Annotated in this window: 15 protein-coding genes; 6 read left to right on the top strand and 9 right to left on the bottom strand. The window is 65.4% G+C overall.

Annotated elements, in window-relative coordinates:
- The first annotated feature begins 10 nt into the window (after positions 1-10).
- The 4 genes from ESB00_RS07720 to ESB00_RS07735 are packed head-to-tail and all read left to right on the top strand — an operon-like array spanning position 11 to position 3,298.
- Positions 11-391, top strand: coding sequence for a four helix bundle protein (locus tag ESB00_RS07720; RefSeq protein ID WP_129047129.1), 381 nt, complete (start codon positions 11-13; stop codon positions 389-391).
- A complete protein-coding gene (locus tag ESB00_RS07725) occupies positions 388-1,635 on the top strand; it encodes an ABC transporter permease (RefSeq protein WP_129047130.1) in 1,248 nt (415 codons plus the stop codon). Before ESB00_RS07720 ends, ESB00_RS07725 begins: the two co-directional genes overlap by 4 nt.
- A 47-nt stretch (positions 1,636-1,682) precedes the next feature.
- Positions 1,683-2,072: a four helix bundle protein gene (locus ESB00_RS07730; RefSeq protein ID WP_129047131.1), complete on the top strand. Its 390-nt coding sequence runs from the start codon at positions 1,683-1,685 to the stop codon at positions 2,070-2,072.
- A complete protein-coding gene (locus tag ESB00_RS07735) occupies positions 2,072-3,298 on the top strand; it encodes an ABC transporter permease (protein WP_129047132.1) in 1,227 nt (408 codons plus the stop codon). Before ESB00_RS07730 ends, ESB00_RS07735 begins: the two co-directional genes overlap by 1 nt.
- Positions 3,299-3,457: 159 nt before the next feature.
- Here ESB00_RS07735 and ESB00_RS07740 read toward each other — a convergent pair whose 3' ends face one another.
- Positions 3,458-3,820, bottom strand: coding sequence for a hypothetical protein (locus ESB00_RS07740; RefSeq protein WP_129047133.1), 363 nt, complete (start codon positions 3,818-3,820; stop codon positions 3,458-3,460).
- Between the two features lie 123 nt (positions 3,821-3,943).
- Here ESB00_RS07740 and ESB00_RS07745 point away from each other — a divergent pair, with 123 nt between their 5' ends.
- Entirely contained in the window at positions 3,944-5,215 is a 1,272-nt protein-coding gene (locus tag ESB00_RS07745; RefSeq protein ID WP_129047134.1) for a sulfatase-like hydrolase/transferase, read from the top strand.
- 13 nt (positions 5,216-5,228) lie between these two features.
- Here the strand turns inward: ESB00_RS07745 and ESB00_RS07750 are convergent, their stop codons facing one another.
- From ESB00_RS07750 to ESB00_RS07780, 7 genes are all read right to left on the bottom strand, one after another.
- Positions 5,229-9,149 carry a response regulator gene (locus ESB00_RS07750; protein WP_129047135.1) on the bottom strand — a complete coding sequence of 1,307 codons (3,921 nt, stop codon included), beginning with the start codon at positions 9,147-9,149 and terminating at the stop codon, positions 5,229-5,231.
- A gap of 77 nt (positions 9,150-9,226) precedes the next feature.
- Entirely contained in the window at positions 9,227-11,995 is a 2,769-nt protein-coding gene (locus ESB00_RS07755) for an AsmA-like C-terminal region-containing protein (RefSeq protein ID WP_129047136.1), read from the bottom strand.
- 20 nt (positions 11,996-12,015) lie between these two features.
- Complete coding sequence (locus tag ESB00_RS07760) at positions 12,016-13,986, bottom strand: DUF4340 domain-containing protein (protein ID WP_129047137.1); 1,971 nt, start codon at positions 13,984-13,986, stop codon at positions 12,016-12,018.
- A gap of 113 nt (positions 13,987-14,099) precedes the next feature.
- Positions 14,100-15,581, bottom strand: coding sequence for a GldG family protein (locus tag ESB00_RS07765; protein ID WP_129047138.1), 1,482 nt, complete (start codon positions 15,579-15,581; stop codon positions 14,100-14,102).
- Between the two features lie 6 nt (positions 15,582-15,587).
- A complete protein-coding gene (locus ESB00_RS07770; protein ID WP_129047139.1) occupies positions 15,588-16,349 on the bottom strand; it encodes an ABC transporter permease in 762 nt (253 codons plus the stop codon).
- Between the two features lie 77 nt (positions 16,350-16,426).
- The gene (locus ESB00_RS07775) at positions 16,427-17,455 is read right to left on the bottom strand and encodes an ABC transporter ATP-binding protein (RefSeq protein ID WP_129047140.1); all 1,029 of its coding nucleotides are present in this window, start codon (positions 17,453-17,455) and stop codon (positions 16,427-16,429) included.
- A 55-nt stretch (positions 17,456-17,510) separates the two neighbouring features.
- Positions 17,511-18,512 (bottom strand): biotin--[acetyl-CoA-carboxylase] ligase, encoded by a 1,002-nt coding sequence (locus ESB00_RS07780; protein ID WP_129047141.1) that lies wholly within the window; start codon positions 18,510-18,512, stop codon positions 17,511-17,513.
- Positions 18,513-18,575: 63 nt separating this feature from the next.
- On the opposite strand from ESB00_RS07780, the gene ESB00_RS07785 reads away from it, so the two are divergent.
- A complete protein-coding gene (locus ESB00_RS07785; protein WP_129047142.1) occupies positions 18,576-18,857 on the top strand; it encodes a hypothetical protein in 282 nt (93 codons plus the stop codon).
- Here the strand turns inward: ESB00_RS07785 and ESB00_RS07790 are convergent.
- Positions 18,854-19,636 carry a cytochrome c oxidase assembly protein gene (locus ESB00_RS07790; protein ID WP_129047143.1) on the bottom strand — a complete coding sequence of 261 codons (783 nt, stop codon included), beginning with the start codon at positions 19,634-19,636 and terminating at the stop codon, positions 18,854-18,856. The two genes, ESB00_RS07785 and ESB00_RS07790, sit on opposite strands and share 4 nt — an antisense overlap.
- Positions 19,637-19,640: the final 4 nt, after the last annotated feature.

The following is a 19,640-nucleotide window of genomic DNA, read 5'->3' on the forward strand; positions in this document are numbered from 1 at the left end:
TTTTGATTCTATGACCGAAACCGAGCTCAAAGCCCGAACGAAGCTTTTTGCCCGCCGGGTGTTGCACCTGGTCGAGGCCTTGCCGCGCAGCCGTTCGGCTGCAGTGGTGGCGAATCAGCTGGGCCGTTCCGGCACGTCGGTCGGCGCCAATTATCGTTCGGCGTGCCGCGCCCGCTCGACGGCTGACTTCATTTCCAAGCTAGGCATCGTTGAGGAGGAAGCAGACGAGAGCGCGTTCTGGATGGAGCTGATCATCGAGGAGGAGATGTTGCCCGGGAAGAAGGTTCAGCCGCTTTGGGACGAGGCCAATGCTATCACCGCCATGATGGTGAGTTCGCGCAAGACGCTCGGCCGGAGAAATCAAAAGGCAAAAATCCAAAGCCAAAAATGAGAAGGCTGTTCTACGAACTCAGTGAGTCTATCCGCATCGCGGCAGCCCAGATCCGGGCCAACAAGCTGCGCTCGGCCCTCACAGCGCTCGGGGTGATCATCGGCATCGTCGCGGTCACGCTCATGGGCACGGCGATCAAGGGCATTGATGCCGGCGTGGACCGCAGCATGGCCGGCTTCGGTGATGATATTCTCTATGTTTCCAAGTGGCCGTGGTCGGGCGTCGAGGACTGGTGGAATTACCGCAACCGGAAGCCGATCCGGCACGACTATGCACCGCAGATCAATGCCTGGATCGCCGCCAACCCGAACAGCCCGCTGAAACTGGCCGTGCCCAACGGCGAGCGCTTCACCTCCATCATTCGCGGCGAATACCGGGTGAATGGTATCTACACGCTCGGCACGACGTCCGACTACGCCCGCATCACGCGCTCGGACATGAAGGAAGGACGCTTTTTCACCGACTTCGAGGGGCAAGCCGGGTCCAACGTCTGCGTGATCGGTTTCGATGTGGCCGACGCGCTCTTCCCCAACGAATCCCCGCTCGACAAGACCATCCGCATTCGCGAGCAGAATTTCCGGGTGATTGGCGTGGTCGCCCGACAGGGCAGTTTTCTCGGCCTGTTCAGCTGGGATTCCATGGTGGCGATGCCCCTCACGACCTTCCGCCGCTACTACCGGGTGGGCGAGGGCGGCGAGATCCGCGTGCAGGTGGACAACACCCGCATGGCCGAGGCCAAGGAGGAGCTGCAAGGCCTGATGCGCCGTATTCGCGGCCTTGGGCCCGAGCAACGGGACGATTTCAGCATCAACGAGCAGGGCACCATCCGCCAGCAGCTCGACCCGATCAAGAATGGTATCGCCATGGCCGGCCTCTTTATCACCGGTCTGGCGCTCTTCGTCGGCGCGATCGGCATCATGAACATCACCTATGTGAGTGTGAAGGAGCGCACCAAGGAGATCGGCACGCGCAAGGCCCTCGGAGCCCGCCGGCGCACCATCCTGCTCCAGTTTCTCATCGAAGCGGTGTCCATCTGTTTTGTCGGCGGTGTCGCCGGGCTGTCCTTGGCCGCCGCCCTGACCAGCGTGGTCAGCGTGGTGGCGCCTTCTTTCCCGCTCGTGTTCTCCACCGGCCTCGTGGTCACCGGTCTGACCGTCTCGGTGCTGACCGGCATCTTCAGCGGCTTCGCCCCGGCGTGGGCGGCCAGCAAACTCGATCCCGTGGTGGCCCTGCGCTACGAATAGAGCTGAGCTGATTTTTGATTTTGGATTCTCGATTTTCGATTTCAACCATGACCGAAACTGAGCTCAAAACACGAACCAAGGCTTTCGCGCTGAGAGTGCTGAAGCTGATCGATTCGCTGCCGGACACCCGTTCGGGTCGGGTGTTGGCGGGCCAGCTGGGCCGCTCAGGCACTTCGGTAGGTGCGAATTACCGGTCGGCCTGTCGGTCGCGTTCCACCGCGGAGATGATTTCCAAGCTATCGATCGTTGAAGAGGAGGCGGATGAGTCGGCGTTTTGGCTCGAGTTAATCGGCGACCATCGGCTGTTGGATCCGCAGAAAGTTGCCGCGCTCCATCAAGAAGCAGGGGAATTGACGGCTATCATGGTCGCGTCCCGACGCACGCTGGCGAAGCGGAGTCAGAAATCCAGAATTGAGAATCCAAAATCGAAAATCTGATGCTTTTCACCGAAATCCTCAAGCTCGCCCTCGATTCGCTGAAGGCCAACAAGCTGCGCTCCAGCCTCACGATGCTCGGTATCGCGGTCGGCGTCTTTTCGGTCATCGGCGTGATGACGGTCATCTCGGGTCTGAAGGGATCGATTGAATCCGGCCTGAACGTGCTCGGGGCGAACAGCTTTCAGTTCATGAAGTATCCGGCGCTGAACTTCAGCGATCCGCGCCAGCGCTTCGCCAACCGCCGCGACATCGACTACCATCAGGCCCAGCGCTTCAAGGAGCTGATGGGCGACCAGGCCCAGATCAGCCTCATGCTCCGGCGGGGCGGCCGCGTGGCCACCTACATGGACCGGCGTACCAACCCCAACGTCATGCTGGGCGGCGGCGACGAGAACTTCATCAGCAGCCGTAACTACGAGATCGCGGCCGGCCGCAACCTCGGAGCCGATGATGTGGAATACGGCCGGGCGGTCGTGCTGCTGGGCGACGAACTCAGCAACAAGCTTTTCCCCAACGAAAATCCCCTCGGCCGCATGGTGCGGATCGACGGTCAGAATTACACCGTGGTCGGCCTGCTCAGCAAGAAGGGCTCTTCCTTCGGCCAGAGTCAGGATAACTTTGCCGTCACCCCCATCAGCCAGTTCCTGGAGGCCTACGGCCGCACGGGCCGGTCCATCGCCGTAAATATCCAGGCCAAAAACCAGGCGGAGCTTAAGGCGATCGAGGAAGTCGCGGTTGGCACGATGCGCCTGGTGCGCGGTCTCGACCCCGAGGACCCCAACGACTTCGAGGTGTTTTCCAACGACTCGCTGATCGAGGCTTTTAACAGCATCGCCAACACCGTGGCGGTCGGCGCCTTTGTGATCAGCGCCATCGCCCTGCTGGCCTCCGGCGTGGGCGTGATGAACATCATGCTCGTGAGCGTGACCGAGCGCACCAAGGAGATCGGTATCCGCAAATCCATCGGCGCGAAAAAGCGCAGCATTCTCTCGCAGTTTCTGATCGAGGCCGTGGTGCTGTCGATGGTCGGCGGACTCGGCGGCATCGCCGTGGGCGTCATTGGCGGCAATATCGTCGCCGGCATGCTCAATGCCACGGCGGTCTTCCCTTGGGGCTGGGCCTTTGGCGGCATGACCGTGTGCTCCGGCATCGGCATCGTGTTCGGCTTCTATCCCGCATGGAAAGCCGCCTCGCTGGACCCGATCGAGGCCCTGCGCTACGAATGATCGGGTCGGCGGAGTGTTTGCCCTGCTTCGCGCCCAGAGCAGTTTAATTTGAAGTGTAGCCGCTTTGGAGCGCAGCGACAAAGTGGTCGTCCACTGACCACGCTTTCGCCTGCGGCTCAAGCGCGGCTCCACCTTTAGTGAAACTGCTGTAGCATCCGCTCAGTCCATGATCCAACTGAGCAATGAATGCCATGGACCGCCGGACTTCATCACCACAAAATCAGCAACCCAGAGGGCGCTTCCCATGAAATAGAGCGGGAGAGTTCCATGGCGCAGAGTCAGGGGTTGTTTGCGCCACGCCGCGATCCCTCGGGCTACGGTATAAGCAATTGGCAGCGCCAACACTGCAAGGATGCCAGCCAAGCTGGTCAATGCGACCGCATAGGACAGTGGTCGGAGGGGAAGTTCCTTAGGGTCCGGGTGCGCGTAGTATGGCCAGTGGCCGACCACCACGGTGCCATAGCAGCCGTAGGCGAATAGCACCAAAAAACAGACGAGGGGCAGGGCGCTCAGACGAGACATGGGGCGAAGATATGAACGACTAGGTGACAGAATCGTGTTCATGACGAGAGATCTGTTTCGGCCAAGCCAACCGCAGGGTCGATTTTTATGCCCCTTTGTGCCTCTTTGTGGCTGAAACTTCCCATGGCTGCGCAGCCCAATATTCTTTGGATCGTGACCACCCAGTGGCGGGCGCAGGCCACGGGCTACGCAGGCGACGCCAACGCCCGCACGCCATGGCTCGACGGACTGGCCAGCGAGGCGGTTAATTTCACGCAGGCGGTCACCCCGCATCCGCTGGGGCCGCAGGCGCGCGCGGCGTTGCTGACGGGGCGGCTGTGTCCGGACAACGGGGTGAGCGGCTACTGGGATGCTTTGCCGGTTTATCAGCAGGAAAAGCCCGGCGGTCATAGACCGCCGCACCAGCCAGGCCGCACGGTGGCGCACGCGCTGGCGGACCGGGGCTACGCGACGGCATTTTTCGGCAAATGGCATCTCGCGCCGCGCGACCGGTCGGCGCCGTTCGTCGGCGAGGCGCATGCGAAGATAATCGTGCCGCCCGAGCGGCGCGGCGGGTTCGGATTATGGGAGGGGTTCGAGAGCGGCTTCCTGCTCAACGACCCCTGGCTGCATGGCACGCGCCTGCCGCAGCCGAAGCATTTCAAGGGCTATCAGGCCGATGTGCTAATCCAGCGGGCGGCGGAGTGGCTGAAGGCGCCCCATTCCCAGCCGGTCTTCTGTATGGTGAGTCTTGAGGCGCCGCATCCGCCGTATCACGCCCCGGCCCCACAGGTGGCGGAAGTGAAGCCGGCGTCGCTGCGGCTGCGGGCGAACGTGCCGACCGGAGGACCGGTCGAGAAACAGGCCCGCGAGGAACTCGCGGGTTACTACGCGCACATCGAGGCGACGGATCGCGCCGTCGGCAAACTCATCGCGGAGGCGGATCTCAGCGGAACCGTCGTGGTGTTCACTTCGGTGCACGGCGACATGCACGGCAGCCACGGATTGTTTCGCAAGGCCTGGCCGCACGAGGAATCAGTGCGGGTGCCGCTCCTGATCAGAGGACTGAAGCCCGGGAACAGAGGACGAACCGATCTGAGTCCGGTCAGTCTGGTCGATCTACCGCACATGGCCGTCGCGTGGGCCGAGGGTCGCGAGTGGCACAGCCGACGCGACAACGCGCTCATCTCCATGCCCGCGGCCACGGAAATCCCGCTGCAATGTCCCGTGGCCTGGCGCGGCTTCCGTTCGCCGAAGCACAAGCTCGTGCTCAACGCCGACCCATCGGCCGGCTCAGGGCAGGCGGCAACCCCGTGGCTCTATTACGATCTCGAACGCGATCCGCTGGAGATGCGAAACCTGGCCGAAGATCCCGGCCGACAGGATGAGATCAAAGAGCTGATTCGCCTGATGTAGGGCCGTTGATGAATCAACCCGCCTTGTTGCCGAAGTGGCGGTGAATGACGGTCTGGATGTCGTCGAGTTTGACCGGCTTGGTCAGGTAGTCGTTCATGCCGGATTCGAGGCAGCGCTCGCGGTCGCCGGTCATGGCGTTGGCGGTGAGGGCGATGATGACCGGCTGGTTGTCGGGCAGGCACTCGGCGCGAATGGTGCGCGTGGCTTCAAGGCCGTCCATTTCCGGCATCTGGAGGTCCATCAGCACGAGGTTGAAACGGCGCTCCTTCACGGCGGAGACAGCCTCGCGGCCATTGTTGGCGGTGGCGGCCTTGTAGCCGAGGCGTTCGAGGTAGCCGAGGGCGACCTTGCGGTTCACGGGGTTGTCCTCGGCGAGCAGGATGTCGAGCGGCACGGCTTCGGCCAGGCGGGGGCTGCTGGCGAGGGGATTGCGCGAATCGGGCCGAGCGGCGGGCACGGCCAGAACCCGGCGAAGCGCGTCGTGGATTGCGTAGGGTTTGAGGGGCTTCGCCAAACGCTGGAGCAAGGGATCCGCGCCGTCGGCGCGCTTGAGGTTGGAGCCGGGGGGCGCGAGCAGCACCACGGGCAAGCCGGGGTGGATTTCGCGCAGCCGGATGACCAGGTCGGCTCCGGCGCTTCCGCCGAGGTCCTGATCCACGATCGCGGCCCCGATGGGGCGGACTTCGGCCAGGGCCAGCGCTTCCTCGGCGGAGCCCGCGACCACGGGCTCCAGCAACCACTCGCGGAGGGCGCGATCCAGCATCAGGCGGTTCACCTTAAGGTCGTCCACCACGAGGACCGGACCGGGATTGGGCAGGGTGGAGAACAGCGGGGGCGTGTGGCTGTCGGTGATCGCCACTGCGGTGCTCTTGATTGAGAAACGGAAGCAAGAGCCCTGGCCAGGGTTGCTGGTCAGGCCGATCTCTCCACCCATGAGCTCGACCAGGCGGCGGCAGATGGCGAGGCCCAGGCCGGTGCCGCCATATTTTCGGGTGGTGGAGGCGTCCACCTGACTGAAAGGGCGGAACAACAGGTGCTGGCGATCGGGGGCGATGCCGATGCCGGTATCGGTGATGCGGAATTCGATGCGAACCTGATCGGATTGCTCGCCGGCCGCAGCCGGGGTGGAGGAAACTTCCACGGTCACGTGGCCGCGGGAGGTGAATTTCACGCCATTGTTGAGCAGGTTGACGAGGACCTGACGCAGGCGCGTGATGTCGCCGAGGATGCAGGCCGGCACCGCGGGGTCGATGTAGGCGGCGAGCTCGATGCCCTTGCCGGCGGCCGCGCCGGCGAAAATGTCCACGGCCTCCTCGATGCACTGGGCGAGTTCGAAGGGCTGTTGCTCGAGCTCCAGTCGGCCTGACTCGATGCGGGAGAAGTCGAGGATGTCGCTGATGATCGTCAGCAGCGAGTCGCTGCTGGTGCGGATGGTGCTGACGTAGTCGCGCTGTTCGGGGCTCAGCTCGGTCTCGAGGAGCAGACTGGTCATGCCGATCACGCCGTTCATCGGCGTGCGGATTTCGTGCGACATCGAGGCGAGGAAGTCGGACTTGGCGCGCGAGGCGGCATCGGCGTCTTCCTTGGCCCGGCGGAGCTGCTGCTCGGTTTCCACGCGGGCGGAGATGTCGGAGACGATGGCGATGTGGTTTTCGACAAAGCCGTCCTCCGCCAGGGCCGGTTGGATCTCGACGCGCACATGGAGCCGGCGGCCGTCGGTGGCGACTTGCACGGTGTCAATGGCCACAGGTTCGCCTGCCTCCAGCGCAGCGGCGATGCGGGCGTGACCGGCAGGATCATCCGCGGCCGACACCACCTGGTCGAGGAAGGGTTGCCGCAGCACCGCGGCCGCGGGACGGCCGGTCAGGCGGGCAAAGCTTTCGTTGGTCCACTCGATGAGGCCCTGAGCGTCGGCAATGATGACCGCATTGTCGGTGCGGCTGGCGACAAGCGAGAGCTTGCGCGCCTCGGCCTGGCTGGCGCGGAGAGCCTCGTCGGCGCGCTTGCGGGCGTTGATGTTCTGGATGGTGCCGAGCACGCGCCGGGGCTTGCGGGCCGCGCTGAACGACGTGCACTTGGCACGGAACGCGAGCCAGATCCACTCGCCGGAAGCGAGGTGGACGCAGTGCTCGATCTCAATGAGCGGCGTCTCCCCGCGGAAGTGGGCGTCGATCACGGCACGCACCACGGGCCGGTCGTCGGCATGCAACAGCCCAAACCAACCGGCCCCGGTGGTGGGCATGCCGGCCGGGTCGCTACCGGTCAGTTTCCAAACGCTGGGTGTGCAGTAAACCGTGTCGTTCTCCACGTCCCATTCAAAGACGCCGGTTTGGGTGGACTCGAAGGCGAGAGTGAGACGCTCGTCGGCGGTTTTGAGGCGGGACTCCACGCGCCGACGCTCCTCGTTTTCCACGCGCAACTGGCTGCTGGTGAGTTCGGCGGCGCGCTGGCGGCGCCAGGCGGTCTGGGCGAGATGGGTGACGAGTCCCAGCAAAAGACTGACGCCGAGGCCGGAGCCCAGCGTTATTTCCGGCAGGAACCGGCGGGTGGCCGCCACCAGGGTCGGGCGGGGCGTGAGACTGATGGACAGGGACTGGTCCAGCAGACGGTAACGTGAGGTCCGGCGCAGGCGGAGGTCCACGCGTTCGTGTTCGGTTGAGGTCTGATAAACCCGGGTGCCCGGTCCCCCGCTTGGGCTGTCGATCTCCACGGTGACCTGGTAGCGATCAGCCAGATTCAGGCGGCGGTCGATGGAATCAAAAAACCGGTCGTAGAAAAATTCCGCGGCCACGAAGCCCTCGGTCGCACCGACGGGTCCGGACGGAACATAGATGGCAAAAGTCGGGCGCAGGCTGGCGTTGCCGAGCAGGCCGGCGATGCCGTAGGTGCCCTGGCGATGCGCTGTCATGATCGCAGCGCGTCGCGCTGGATCAGTGCCGTGGTCGAAGGAAGGTGCGTCCTCGTTGCCCTCGCGGGGCCAGAACCACACCGTGCGCAGCAAGCTGTCGGTCAGCAGGAGCGTGCGATAAACAGGGAAATCGTGAACCAGGCTGGAGGCGTCGACTTCCCAGCCGGAGCGATCCGTGGTGGTGCGACGGGCAAAACGCCGGACCGTTTCGATCTGACTATCGGTTTCTCCGGAAAAAAGCGCAGCCACCGAGTCCGTGGTCAGCTGGGTGGCCTCGTGCAAGTAGGCGGTCTCGCGGGCGCGCAGGCTCACCCAGAAACTCAGCGTGAGGGTGAGGCCGCTGATGGCGACCGGCAGCCAGAGCCAGCGGGGTCCCGTGCCGGATTCGCCGGGTTGCAGGCGGGCTCCGTGCCAGATCAGACCCACGCCGAGCAGGCCCAGCAGGACGGAGGTGTGTGGACCGAGGCGCGCGTAGGTTTGCCACGCCGGCAGGAAGTTAAGGCCGTTGCGGTAGGCGAGCAGTCCCGTCAGCGCGTAGGCCAGCACGAGCGAGCCCACGAGACCGGCGAGCATGGAGAGCCGGGGTTCCCTCGGGCGGGCGGTGAGCCAGGACAAGGTCAACGCGGCGAGGGTGAGAAACAGGGCCAAACCGGCCGGCATGCGATCAACATCCGGGCCGGCGATCAGGCGGGCATGGTCGGCCAGGGCGTCGTCCAACCCAAAGTCGATGCCCAGCGGATGTTGCAGCAAGGTCGCAAGCGAAAGCAGGCTGGCGCCGAAGGCCAGCGTGAGCCCGGTGCGACGCCAGTGCAGCGCAAGACAAAGAGCGGCCGTGCCGATGAGCGTCAGGCAGGCGGCGGCATTGGCCGGCAATGGCGCGTCGTAGGAACGCGGTTGCACCCAACTCACGCGGCCCGTCCACCAACCGGTCAGGACCAGCAGACCGCCGCCGGCCAGCAGGAAGAAGGGCAGGAGACCTAGCAGCCGGAAAAAAAGCGGCGGACTGCGATTCTCGAGGGACGACATGGGGCTCTCTCCACTGCTAGGAGAGCGTTGTCTCCATGGCAACGCATTAGCGGTTCCCGCCGGCCGGTGACGCAGCGTCAGGGGGTGCTCGGGGCGGCCGGCGGTTCCGGCGCGGTCGGGATCGTGGGCTTGGTGCCGGAGCCGACGGCAAACGACCACCGGGGGTCGGCCAAGGGGCCGCTGAGCTTCAATTCGAGCATGCTGGTCAGCGGATTCATGACGATGCTCACGGCCGCCGCCAGCAGGCTGCCCGGCTGTTCGTAGGGTTTGAACTTGGCCGTGAAATCAAGCGCGCTGCTGGCGAAGGTGTAGCGGCCGCGCGCATCTATGACTGCGCTGGGTCCGGTGACCTTCAGGTCGGGAAAGTTCAGCTCGCCCTTGTCCAGTTCGACGCTGGTGTAGGCGGTGTCGAGCTTGAGGGAGGAGAAGCTCAGGGTCAGACCGCTGAGCACCTGGGACAGCAGGCCAAAGAGGTGGACCTCGCCCAGTTGACCGCCGGTGAGGGAGGCGCGACCGGAGCCGTGGAAGCTCGCCAAGTCGGCGGGGTTGCCCTGGGCGGTGAGCGAAACATTGAGCAGGCTGCTGGCGGCCGTGCGCACAAACTTGCTGTCGGCCGTGGGCTCCAGCGGCGCGCCCCGGCGGGCGGCGTCGTATTGTTGGACGGCGTGGACCGTGTCACCGAGCCGGGCCTTGTTGAGGTAGAGATCAAATCCCAGCTGCCGCTGGCCGGTGGCGCCCGTGAGCGTGGCCTTGCCCGCGCCCGTTCCGCCCGCGACGCCGTAGTCAATCTGTTCGAGGCGAACCTCGTCACCCTGCACGGCGCCCTGCACCCGGGCATTTTCAAGCGGGAAACCATAATATTCCAGCGGATGATCCACGCGGGCGGTGAAACGGTAGTCCGGGACGAGTCGCGGGCCGTTTCCGACCATGGCGCCCCAGGCGTGGATCTGCGGCGGGGCGGTGAAGCGCAGCGAGGCGAGCACCTCGTCGGCCCGGCCCTCCAGCATGCGTCCGAGCACCGCCGGCGTGGCGTTGGTCTGGAAGTCGAATTCAAAGCGGGCGGTGTCGCGGGTGCCGGGCACACCGATCCGCTTGAAGCTGCCGCCGAGTTGCTCCCGGCCCCCGGCCCGCACGCCGCTCAGCTCGAGCCCGTGCACGAAGGAGGGACGGATGAAAACCCGGGCCGCCACCTGGTCGAAGTCGCCGCCCCAGATGGTGGCGTTCTTCACCTCGGCGCGCACGAAGTTGTCACCGAGGGCGGGATTTTTCCAACGGCCCCGAAGATCGACCTCGCCGGCGGGGGGCGCGCTGGCGGAAAAAGCGAACCATCGGTTCCAGAAATCCGACCACCAGTCGCCACGGAACCAGCCCTTGATCGCGACCGGATGCAGCCGGCCTTCCAGGAGCATGCGGTAATCGGTGGTGCCGAAATCCATCCAGTAGGATCCGCGCGCGACATTCAGTTCACCGAGGGTTACGCGGGCATCAAAGGCATGAAAGCTGCGGCCCTCGAGCGTGATGCGTCCGCGGGCGGAGGTGATGGGTACGCCGCGGGAGTCCAGCCGGCCGGCGGACACCCAGGCGGCCAAACGCTCAAAACGCCAGCCGGCGGCCAACTCGGCCGCGGCGTCGAAGGTCACCGGGTCGCCAAAGCGGAAATAGGGTTCGGCGCGCGGAGTGTGGCGGGAGAGCACCCGGGTGATCAGGTCGTGGTTGACGCGCCCGGTGGCGCGGATCCGGGCTGACTTTTCCGCGAGCGAGGATTCGACCTCGGCGGACAAGGTTTCGCCTGCGAGGCGGGTGGCGAGTTCCGCCTGCACCACCGGCCAGCGGCTGAGCTCGGCACGCAGCAGCGGGGCGTCGAGCCGGTCATCGGCGTTGCGGAGTTCGGCGGCCGCCACCCGCAAAGTGCCAAAGCGTCCGCTCAGACCGGCCGGGGAAACCTCCGCCCCGAGTTGCGCCCGCACGGACTCGGCGACAAGACCCGCGGGTCCCTCCAACCGGCGGAGGGCGAGCTGAAACTGCAGGGCTTGCGGCTGGCGGTTGTCGAGGGAAAGGGAGGTGGCCGCGGCAAAAGGCCCGAGCGTGACCGGTTGGCCCCAGGGCTGGCGCGCACCGGAGGCGGTGAGCAACAGGGTCGCGCGGTTGGGGCCGCCGCCTTCGCCGGTCAGCAGGACGTTGAGGGAGGGATCCGCGAAGGCCTCAAGGCGTTCCTTGACCGAGGCCAGCTGACGGGCGAACTGCAGGTAGCGCGAGGTGATCAGCTGGAGGTCGGGCTGCACATGGCGCCCGCGGACCGGGGTGAACTCACCTTGGACGGAGAGTGCGAGCCGGCCCAGCCGGCCGGAAAATTGTTCCACCCGCCAGAGGTGATCCTGGTGCCGCAGCGTGGCCGCGAGGTCACTGACCACGGGTTCGCCGGTGCCGCTGGGGGAGAGCATGGCGGGCAACTGCAGGGCCGCGCCTTCAATCTGGATTTCCTCGGGGAAGGTCCAGCCGGACAGAAAAGCCCACAGATCGTGACGCACGTAGAGCAAGCGGCAGGTGAGCAGGGGTTCTTCGAAACGGGCGGCCCGCACGCTGACGTTTTCCAGCTGGATTTTGCCCGTCGGGTCGAGCCGCGCCTTGCCGAAGTGCAGGATCAGGCCGGAGCGGGCCAGCTCCGATTCGATCCGGCGCAACACATAGCCGGGCACCGGCAGCTCGCGCGCCACTGCGACGTAGAGCATCATCGCCAGCAGCCCGCCGAGCATGATCCAAAGGGCCCAGCACAAAACGGTGACGAAGCAGGAGCCGCAGAAACGCAGGCCCGACTTGAACCAGCTGTGCTTGGGCGCGAGGGACATGACGCGGCGACCGCCTTAACTCAGGGCTGGGTGCCGGCGGGTTTGTTTTCGGCCGGGGCGGGTGCAGGGTCGGCGGGCGGAGCGGGTGCGGGGCCCGGATCATTTTTTTCGCGGTAGGTAAGCGTGAAGAGAGCGTCGAGCAGCGGCTGGTTCACGGCAAAAGTTACGCCGCCAAATTCCGCCGTCCCGGCCAGCAGTGTGCTGCCGCCCAGTCTTTCGGTGACAAACAGGCTGGCAGGCGTGTCGGGCGCGTTGGCAAACGAGACCGTGTAATCGAGGCGGTAGCGCCAGGGATGGCTGCCCTCCGGCGTGATGGCATGATCGGACGAAAAGCTTTCCGCGGTGAACCGGGCGGCGCGCAGGGTTGCGAGTTCATCGATCACTGCCCGAAGGGCCTTGCGGGCGGACTCCGATTCAACGGCAAGCGCCGCGTCCCAGGACTTGTCCCCGGCGGCGAGTTTCTGGCTGTAGATCGAGGTGCCGGTGCCGAGATCAACGAGGCTCAGGCTGGTCAGGACGGCTCCCTCGGGCAGCTTCCGCAGGAGCCGTTGCCGGTAGTGCAGGGCGGTGACGGGCGTGTCGTTGAGGATGTCGGGGACGATCTCGTAAACGAACGGCGGGTTGTTGAGCCGGGCGAAGGCGAGGCCCGGGCGGTCGGGCGAGACGCCGATCTGCAGCAGGGCGGTCGTGGGGTCGTTGCCGGTGAGTCCGCCGCCCGTGCTCAGGCTGAGGCTGATTTCGCGCTCGGGGCGGTTGAAGCCCCAGTTCTCCTTGTCGGCATCGGAGGGGGCGTCGCTAAGGAACTTCGATGCGCTGAGACGCTTCAGCTTTTCCAGCAGATCGCCGATCACATCGGCGTCGGCCGCCGTGGTCACCGGGGCCTGGCCGTCGCTGCGGGTCACCGCCTGCCACTGGGCCTGGCCGTTGCCGGTCGCTTCCAGGCGCTGAAGGGACAGTTCCGGAAGTCCGGGGGCGGTGATGGTGAGGGCGGTCACGCTGCCGGGATCGAGGTCGAGCACATGGCGGTCGCGCAGTTCCTCCTGTGAGGAGCGCAGCACCTTGAGCAGGGGCTCGGGCACTTGGGCGGTAAAGATCACGTTTTTGTCCTCAAAGCGCGCGTAATAGGCCCCATCGGCCGCGGCCGAACCGAGCAGCAGCGTTTCGCGGCGCGCAGTGCCCTCGAAGGTCACGCGCAAGATGGGGGCATCGAGTCCCGTGCGGTCGGCCTCGACCTGGTCGGGAAACGAGAGAGCGGTGAGACTGTTGAGCGCATTGATCGTGGTCTCGACGCCGGCCTTGTCGGCCCGGGCGATGATGGGAGTCTCGAACCCCCAGCGGCCGGACTGGTCACGACGAAGCCGGACCTTCAGGTTGGCCGGGGTGGTGGTCTGCCCCTCGGCCGGCGCACCCGTCTGAATGTTCAGCGAGCGGACCTCGAAGACCGGGATGGTGAAGATGGTATCCGTGCGCAGGTCGCTGAGCGGGAGCCCCACGCTCTCCGCCAAGCTGCGACTGACCACATGGACGCGCTGGGTGGCGGGGGCGTAGAGGTAGAGGCGGTTGCCGGTGCGGGTGTCATCGCCGACCAACAGGCGGAATTCCTTGCCGACCGTGCCGAGGTCGAGCGTGAGCATGGGATTGTTGAGCCCGTAGTCCGCGAGGGATTGGCCGCCCTTCTCGAGCTCCGCGACCGTGAAGCTGGTTTCGTGCTCCAGGAACTGAAGCTCGTTGTGGATGCGGTTGACCGCGTTGGGATTCGCGGGCCACTCGAAGGGCGCGGTCAGCCACCAGGAGGTGTTGTCCCGCTTTTCCAAGCGCACCGTCTCGCCGGAGCGGGTCGTGCGGGTGAAGGCCTTGAGACTGGCGATTTCCGGTGGCAGCACGCGGCGGCGGGACTCCAGCGTGGGATCCCGGACCGCCATGAAATAGTAAATGTAGCCGAAAACGACGACGTTCAGAAAAAGCAGGACAACGGTGACTTTGGAGCGCATGGCGGGGAGGACGAGGGACCACCGACTACGGACCACTGACCGCGGACCGACGGCCAGGGCGGCGGGTTTGTTTACGGTCGGTTGTCTGTGTTCTTGTGGTCATGGGGTCGTGTTTAGTTCCGGCGGGTCCAGTAAACGAAGAGCCCCATCGCGGCGACGAGGCCGGGGACGCCCAGGAGGAGACCGACGCGCAGGCGCATCAGTTCGTCGGCGCTCAGGGCGAGTTGGAACCGCTCGATCGGCCGGACCGGAATATTCAGGCGGTTGTCCTGATCGATCGCCCAGCGGACGGTGGCGAGGAACAGGTTCAAATTGCCGACCGTGTTGATGCGGTCGTTGGTCACGAGATCCGCGGTGCCGAGGACAGCGAGGCGTCCGCCGCGGACACTGAGAGGAAGGTTGGCGGGCTTGAGCCGTTCCGAGATGACCATCACGCCGAGCTCGCCCTTCAGATCCTGCTCGGGAGTGTAGGAGGGTAGCACGTTGCGCAGCCGGTAACTGGACTCACCCCAGGCTTCCTTGCTGGTCGCGATCAGCTTCTTGACGCGCAGGCCCTCGTCCACTGAGCGGGCGAGGTCGTCGCTGACGACGCGCGCCGGGCCGACGATGAGCGACAAGCCGCTGCCGTTGACGAAATTGTCGGTGATCCCGCTCTCCGGATCCGGCAGGAAGCGCCAGAGGCGCGTGTCGTTGGTCTCGGTCAGGCTGCGCGGATCGAGATCGTAGATGACATTGTCGTAAATTCGCACGCCCCAGTCCAAGGCGAGGTTTTCCAGTCCGTGGGCCACGCCGGGATCAATCATCAGCACCAGCCGGCCCGCCCGGGTGGTGAGGTAGTCGCGGAGCAGCATTTCCTCGAAAGGGCGCACGGGTTTTTGGGGCGAGGCAACGACGACCATGGCGGCGTCTTCGGGGATCTGCCGGCTGAGCGTGAGGTCGAGACTGGCGACATCGTAATTGCGCTGGCGGAGCTCCTCCCGCAGCCCGGATAGTCCGCGGCGGCGGTCCACGTCGTCCGGGCGCATCTCGTCGTGTCCGGTCAGGAAATAAATCTTCTGTTTTTCGGCCTTGGTGACGTCGAGGATGGCGGCGGTGAGGGCGGCCTCGCCGTGGAATCCCTCAATCTGCAGGTCACGCGTGGTGTAGAAATCGCCGAGGGCGAGCACATGGCGGTGCCGGTCGGTCACCAGGACGACTTGATTGGGTTGATCCAGGCCGAGTTCCTCGGCGTCGCGCCGGCTCTGGTAAATGTCGAGGCTGCGCACGTCGATGCGGTGCTGGGTGACCTTGCCGGCGTGATAGGTGTATTCACGGAGCAGGGCCATGATGTCGCGCCGCGCCTGTTCCAACTCCGCGTCGGCCCCATCGGCCGGGATGGTCACGTAAATGCGCACGTCACGCTCCAGGTTGGCCAGATAGGCGCGGGTCTCCGCCGACAGCGAATAGCGGCGGCTTTCGCTCAGGTCGAACCGCCACGTATGGTTGAGGGCGATGTAGTTGAGCCCGATGAAGAGCGCGAGGAACAGCACGGCCTGGAGGATCAGGTTGACGAACCGGATCAGGCGGGCGGCGCGGAAGCTGTCGTAGCTGGCCATGGGGGATCAGCTGTTGAGGATCTTCGCCTCAACGCCGAGGATGCTGAAGATCAGGGCAAGAATGCAGCCGGTGAGATAGAAGAAGAGCTGGCGCGTATCGACGATCCCACGGGTGAAATCATCCACATGCCCCGGGATACGGAGACCCTCGAGTGCCGTGCGCACCGGGGAAAAGAATTCCTGGCGCAGGGTGCCGAGCTCGCTCACGTAGCTGAGACCGCCGATGAGCCCGAGCAGGAAGGTGAAGCAGAGGATGCCGGCCACCGCCTGACTGCGCGTAAGCGCGCTGGCCAGGATGCCAACCGCGACAAACAGCAGCCCGCTCACCGCGATGAACAGGTAGCCGCCGATCAGGGGCCCCGAGTCGAGGTAGCGGGTGTCGCGGGCGTAGAGCTGGAGGATGTAGTGGAACCCGAGCGTGGAGCCCCACAGGGTGAGGTAGAAAAGGTAGGCGGCGGAGAATTTGCCCAGCACGACCTCGGCGGTGCTCACCGGGGTTGTGAGCAGGGTTTCCAGCGTCCCCAAGCGACGCTCCTCGGCAAACGATTTCATGGTCAGCAGCGGGACCATGAAGAGCACGGGAATCCAGAAGACCTGGAAGAAGCGCACGGCGGGGGCGGTTTCCTGCGGCGCGCGGCTGTAGTCATCGAGGATGCCCGTGAAGACAAAACCCATGACCAGCAGGAACAGCACCGCGGCGATGTAGGTGCCGGGGTGGTAAAGCAGCGTGCGGACCTCGTGCGCGAGGATGGTGAAGTAGTGGCGCATCAGGAAAGGCGGGGCGCGGAGTGCGGCGCGCGGGGCGCCGGGCGCGAGGGTGACGGTTCGCGGTGCATGCGGAGGACTCAGACTTTCGGCAGCGGGGCGCGGCTGTCGCCCTGGACCACGGGTTTCTTGTCGGGCAGGCGCGCGTCCCAGCTGCGGCGGGTGGCCGCGAGGAACACATCCTCAAGCGAGGGCTGGATGTGGCCGAGGGATCGGAGGCGGTAACCGCGGGCCGGCAGCCCGTGCAGGAGCTTTTCGCCGAGGTCGGAGGTGGCCTCGGTCATGAGGGTGGCGGCGATGAAGCCGTCGGGACCCGGTTCGGCCAGGTTGGAAACCCGGAGGGTCGGATCGATGGCCGTGAGGTCGGCGCCCAAGCCGGAGGTGTCGCCGGCGAGCTCGATGCGGTAGGTCGTATGGCCAAAAATCTCCTGCCGCAGATCGGCGGGGGAGCCCTGCGCGACGATGCGGCCGCCGTTGATGATGAGCACCCGGTCGCAGGTCTCCTCGATCTCGGGCAGGATATGGCTGGAGATGATCACGCTCATGCGGCCGCGGAGACTGGCGATGAGGTTGCGGACAATAATGATCTGGTGCGGATCGAGGCCGATGGTCGGCTCGTCCATGATGATGACGGCGGGTTCGGCGAGGATGGCCTCGGCGATGCCGACGCGCTGCTTGTTGCCCTTGGACAGCCGGCCGAGGATGCGGTGGCGGTTGCGTTTCAGGTCGCAGAGCTCAAGCACTTCGTCGATACGGGAGCGGAGTTTGGCGCGGGGCATCTCCTTGAGACGCCCGCGGAACCAGAGATATTCGGAGACCCGCATGTCGTCGGGCAGGGGATTGTTCTCCGGCATGTAGCCGACGTGGCGTTTGGTGGCCTCCGGGTGGCTGGCGACGGGCAGTCCACAGATGCGCACCGAGCCGGAGGTGGCCGGCAGAAAACCGGTGAGAATGCGCATCGTCGTGCTCTTGCCGGCGCCGTTGGGTCCGAGCAGACCGACGATTTCGCCGCGCTTCACGGTGAAGCTCAGATGGTTGACGGCGGTCAGCGAACCGTAGGTTTTGACGAGATTCGAAACCTCAATGGTGATGTCGGGGATGTCGGCCATGCCGCGGATGCGAAGGGAGTTAGACGGGGAATCCGTGCGCCCCGCAAGCCTCGTATCAGGCGGCGGGAACGGCGTCCCGGCTAAGTGTGACCTCACCGGCGCGGAAACGCTCCGTGCGACCGGCAGTGGTGCGCACGATGAGCGAACCCTCGTCGTCGATGCCGGTGGCGGTGCCGGCCACGGACCGGTCGCCCTGGGTCACGCTGACCGGCTGGCCGCGCAGAACATCGAAGCGCTGCCAGAGTTCGGCAAACTTGTCGCGATAATCACCCTCGAAAAAGCGGTTGCAGGCGGTGAGCACGCGGCCGATGAGGGCGGCGGCGAAGCGGTTGACATCCAGCGGGGAGCCGGCGGCCTCGGACAGCGAGATGGCGGATTTCTGGAGATCCTTCGGGAGGTCGGTGGAGCGAGCGTTGAGGTTCAGGCCGAGGCCAAACACAAGGTCGTGCACCTCGTCGGCGTCGATGCGCGCCTCGGTGAGCATGCCCCCGGCCTTGCGGCCGTTGAAGTAAACGTCGTTGGGCCACTTCATGCCGGGCTCGACGGCGCAGAAGTTAGCGATGAGCTCGCAGACGTTCAGGCCCATCCAGAGCGTGAAATCCTGGAGACGGGCGGGCTCGAGCTTGGGGCGGAAGACGAAGGTGCTGTAAAGATTGCCGGCCGGCGGGCTGTGCCAGACGCGGCCACGGCGGCCGCGGCCCTGGGTCTGCTCGCGGGCCAGGATGACGAGCGGGGTGCGGCTGCCGGAGGCGAGCTGGCGGCTGGCTTCGCTGTTGGTGCTGTCCACCTGCTCGAGCGTGATGATCGTGGGCGGCTTGGCCCGGCTGGCGAGATGCGCCTGGATGAGGGCGTGGTGCAGCTGCGGGGGGGATTTAAGAAGCCGGTAGCCGCGGCTCCGGGCGGCCTCGAATTCGAAGCCCTGCTTGGTGAGCTTCTGGAGCTGCATCCAGACGGCCACGCGGGACAGACCGAGCTGTTTGGCAAGCTTGTTGCCCGAGACGTAGCCGGTGTCGCTGACCAGCAGTTCGCGCAGGATGGATACTTCGGTGGGAGCCATGAAAAATTGCGTCGCGACGCAGTGAGGAAAGTAGCAACAAAGCGATTAACCATGGCCGGGCAAATGTCATTTGACGACTTTCGGGCGCAGGCGAACCCGCCGGCCAGGCTCGGCGCAGCCTTGGAGGCCTTGTGGCATGATGCCCGCGGAGATTGGGCCACCGCCCATGCGCGGGCGCAGGAAGCGGCCGGTCGGGACGGGGCCTGGGTGCATGCCTACCTGCATCGCAAGGAAGGGGACGAGATGAACGCCGGTTACTGGTATGCCCGGGCCGGTCGCCCCGCGGCCGGTGGCAGCCTCCAGGCGGAGTGGGAAAGCATCACCCGGGAACTGCTGGCCCGTTAGCGGCGGTTTTCCGACTGCTGATACCAGCGGTAGAAGCTCACGGCAAAGGTCAGGCCGGAGACGCCCATGCCGATGAGTTTCATCATTGATCCGGCCAGCAATTGATCGCCGGCGGCATCCAGGCTGGTGATCCGCGGGGCGTACTCGTACGTCGGGTAAAGCACGTCCGGCGAGAAAGTGATGTAGGCGAAGACCGGCGTCATGCCGATGACGACGGCGGGCAGGTAAAGCAGGTGCCAGCCATAGGCGAGCGGGGGAAATTCCTTCGACGGGCTGATGATCGGCCACCAATAAAACAGCGCCGCGCCGAACATGGTGAAGTGCTCCAGGATGTGGATAGGACGGTTTTGCAGGGCCAGATCGTAGAGCAGCGGCATGTGCCAGCCGGACAACACCACCGTGTAAACCACCCCGCAGACCACCGGATTGGTGAGGAAGCGCAGGAGCGGCCGGAGACCGGGGCGGCCGGTGATGGGGCTGACGAGCCAGGCCGGAAGGCCGAGCAAAAAGAGCACCGCGGCAGGATAGATGATCAGCTGGTGCTGCAGCATGTGGGCGCTGAGCAGGAAGCGTTCGCCGAGTTGGTCCAAGGGCGATCCGACCGCGAGATAGAAGATCAGCAGCGCCGCATAGAACCGGCAGGCGTGGCCCCGCGGGTAGGGCGTGCCCGGGGCAAGTTTCTCGCGCAACGGCCCCGTCAGGATGGCGTAGAGCCAGCCCAGGAAAATGAGTCCGCCGATCAGGACGGGTTCATTGTGCCAGTGGGTCCAGTCGATCATGGGA

The sequence above is a fragment of the Oleiharenicola lentus genome, from assembly GCF_004118375.1.
GTDB lineage: Bacteria > Verrucomicrobiota > Verrucomicrobiia > Opitutales > Opitutaceae > Lacunisphaera > Lacunisphaera lenta.

Bases quoted from the DNA above. Each gene is read 5' to 3' on its own strand.
- ESB00_RS07720 (WP_129047129.1), top strand. From the start codon at position 11: ATGACCGAAACCGAGCTCAAAGCCCGAACGAAGCTTTTTGCCCGCCGG.
- ESB00_RS07725 (WP_129047130.1), top strand. From the start codon at position 388: ATGAGAAGGCTGTTCTACGAACTCAGTGAGTCTATCCGCATCGCGGCA.
- ESB00_RS07730 (WP_129047131.1), top strand. From the start codon at position 1,683: ATGACCGAAACTGAGCTCAAAACACGAACCAAGGCTTTCGCGCTGAGA.
- ESB00_RS07735 (WP_129047132.1), top strand. From the start codon at position 2,072: ATGCTTTTCACCGAAATCCTCAAGCTCGCCCTCGATTCGCTGAAGGCC.
- ESB00_RS07740 (WP_129047133.1), bottom strand. From the start codon at position 3,820: ATGTCTCGTCTGAGCGCCCTGCCCCTCGTCTGTTTTTTGGTGCTATTC.
- ESB00_RS07745 (WP_129047134.1), top strand. From the start codon at position 3,944: ATGGCTGCGCAGCCCAATATTCTTTGGATCGTGACCACCCAGTGGCGG.
- ESB00_RS07750 (WP_129047135.1), bottom strand. From the start codon at position 9,149: ATGTCGTCCCTCGAGAATCGCAGTCCGCCGCTTTTTTTCCGGCTGCTA.
- ESB00_RS07755 (WP_129047136.1), bottom strand. From the start codon at position 11,995: ATGTCCCTCGCGCCCAAGCACAGCTGGTTCAAGTCGGGCCTGCGTTTC.
- ESB00_RS07760 (WP_129047137.1), bottom strand. From the start codon at position 13,986: ATGCGCTCCAAAGTCACCGTTGTCCTGCTTTTTCTGAACGTCGTCGTT.
- ESB00_RS07765 (WP_129047138.1), bottom strand. From the start codon at position 15,581: ATGGCCAGCTACGACAGCTTCCGCGCCGCCCGCCTGATCCGGTTCGTC.
- ESB00_RS07770 (WP_129047139.1), bottom strand. From the start codon at position 16,349: ATGCGCCACTACTTCACCATCCTCGCGCACGAGGTCCGCACGCTGCTT.
- ESB00_RS07775 (WP_129047140.1), bottom strand. From the start codon at position 17,455: ATGGCCGACATCCCCGACATCACCATTGAGGTTTCGAATCTCGTCAAA.
- ESB00_RS07780 (WP_129047141.1), bottom strand. From the start codon at position 18,512: ATGGCTCCCACCGAAGTATCCATCCTGCGCGAACTGCTGGTCAGCGAC.
- ESB00_RS07785 (WP_129047142.1), top strand. From the start codon at position 18,576: ATGTCATTTGACGACTTTCGGGCGCAGGCGAACCCGCCGGCCAGGCTC.
- ESB00_RS07790 (WP_129047143.1), bottom strand. From the start codon at position 19,636: ATGATCGACTGGACCCACTGGCACAATGAACCCGTCCTGATCGGCGGA.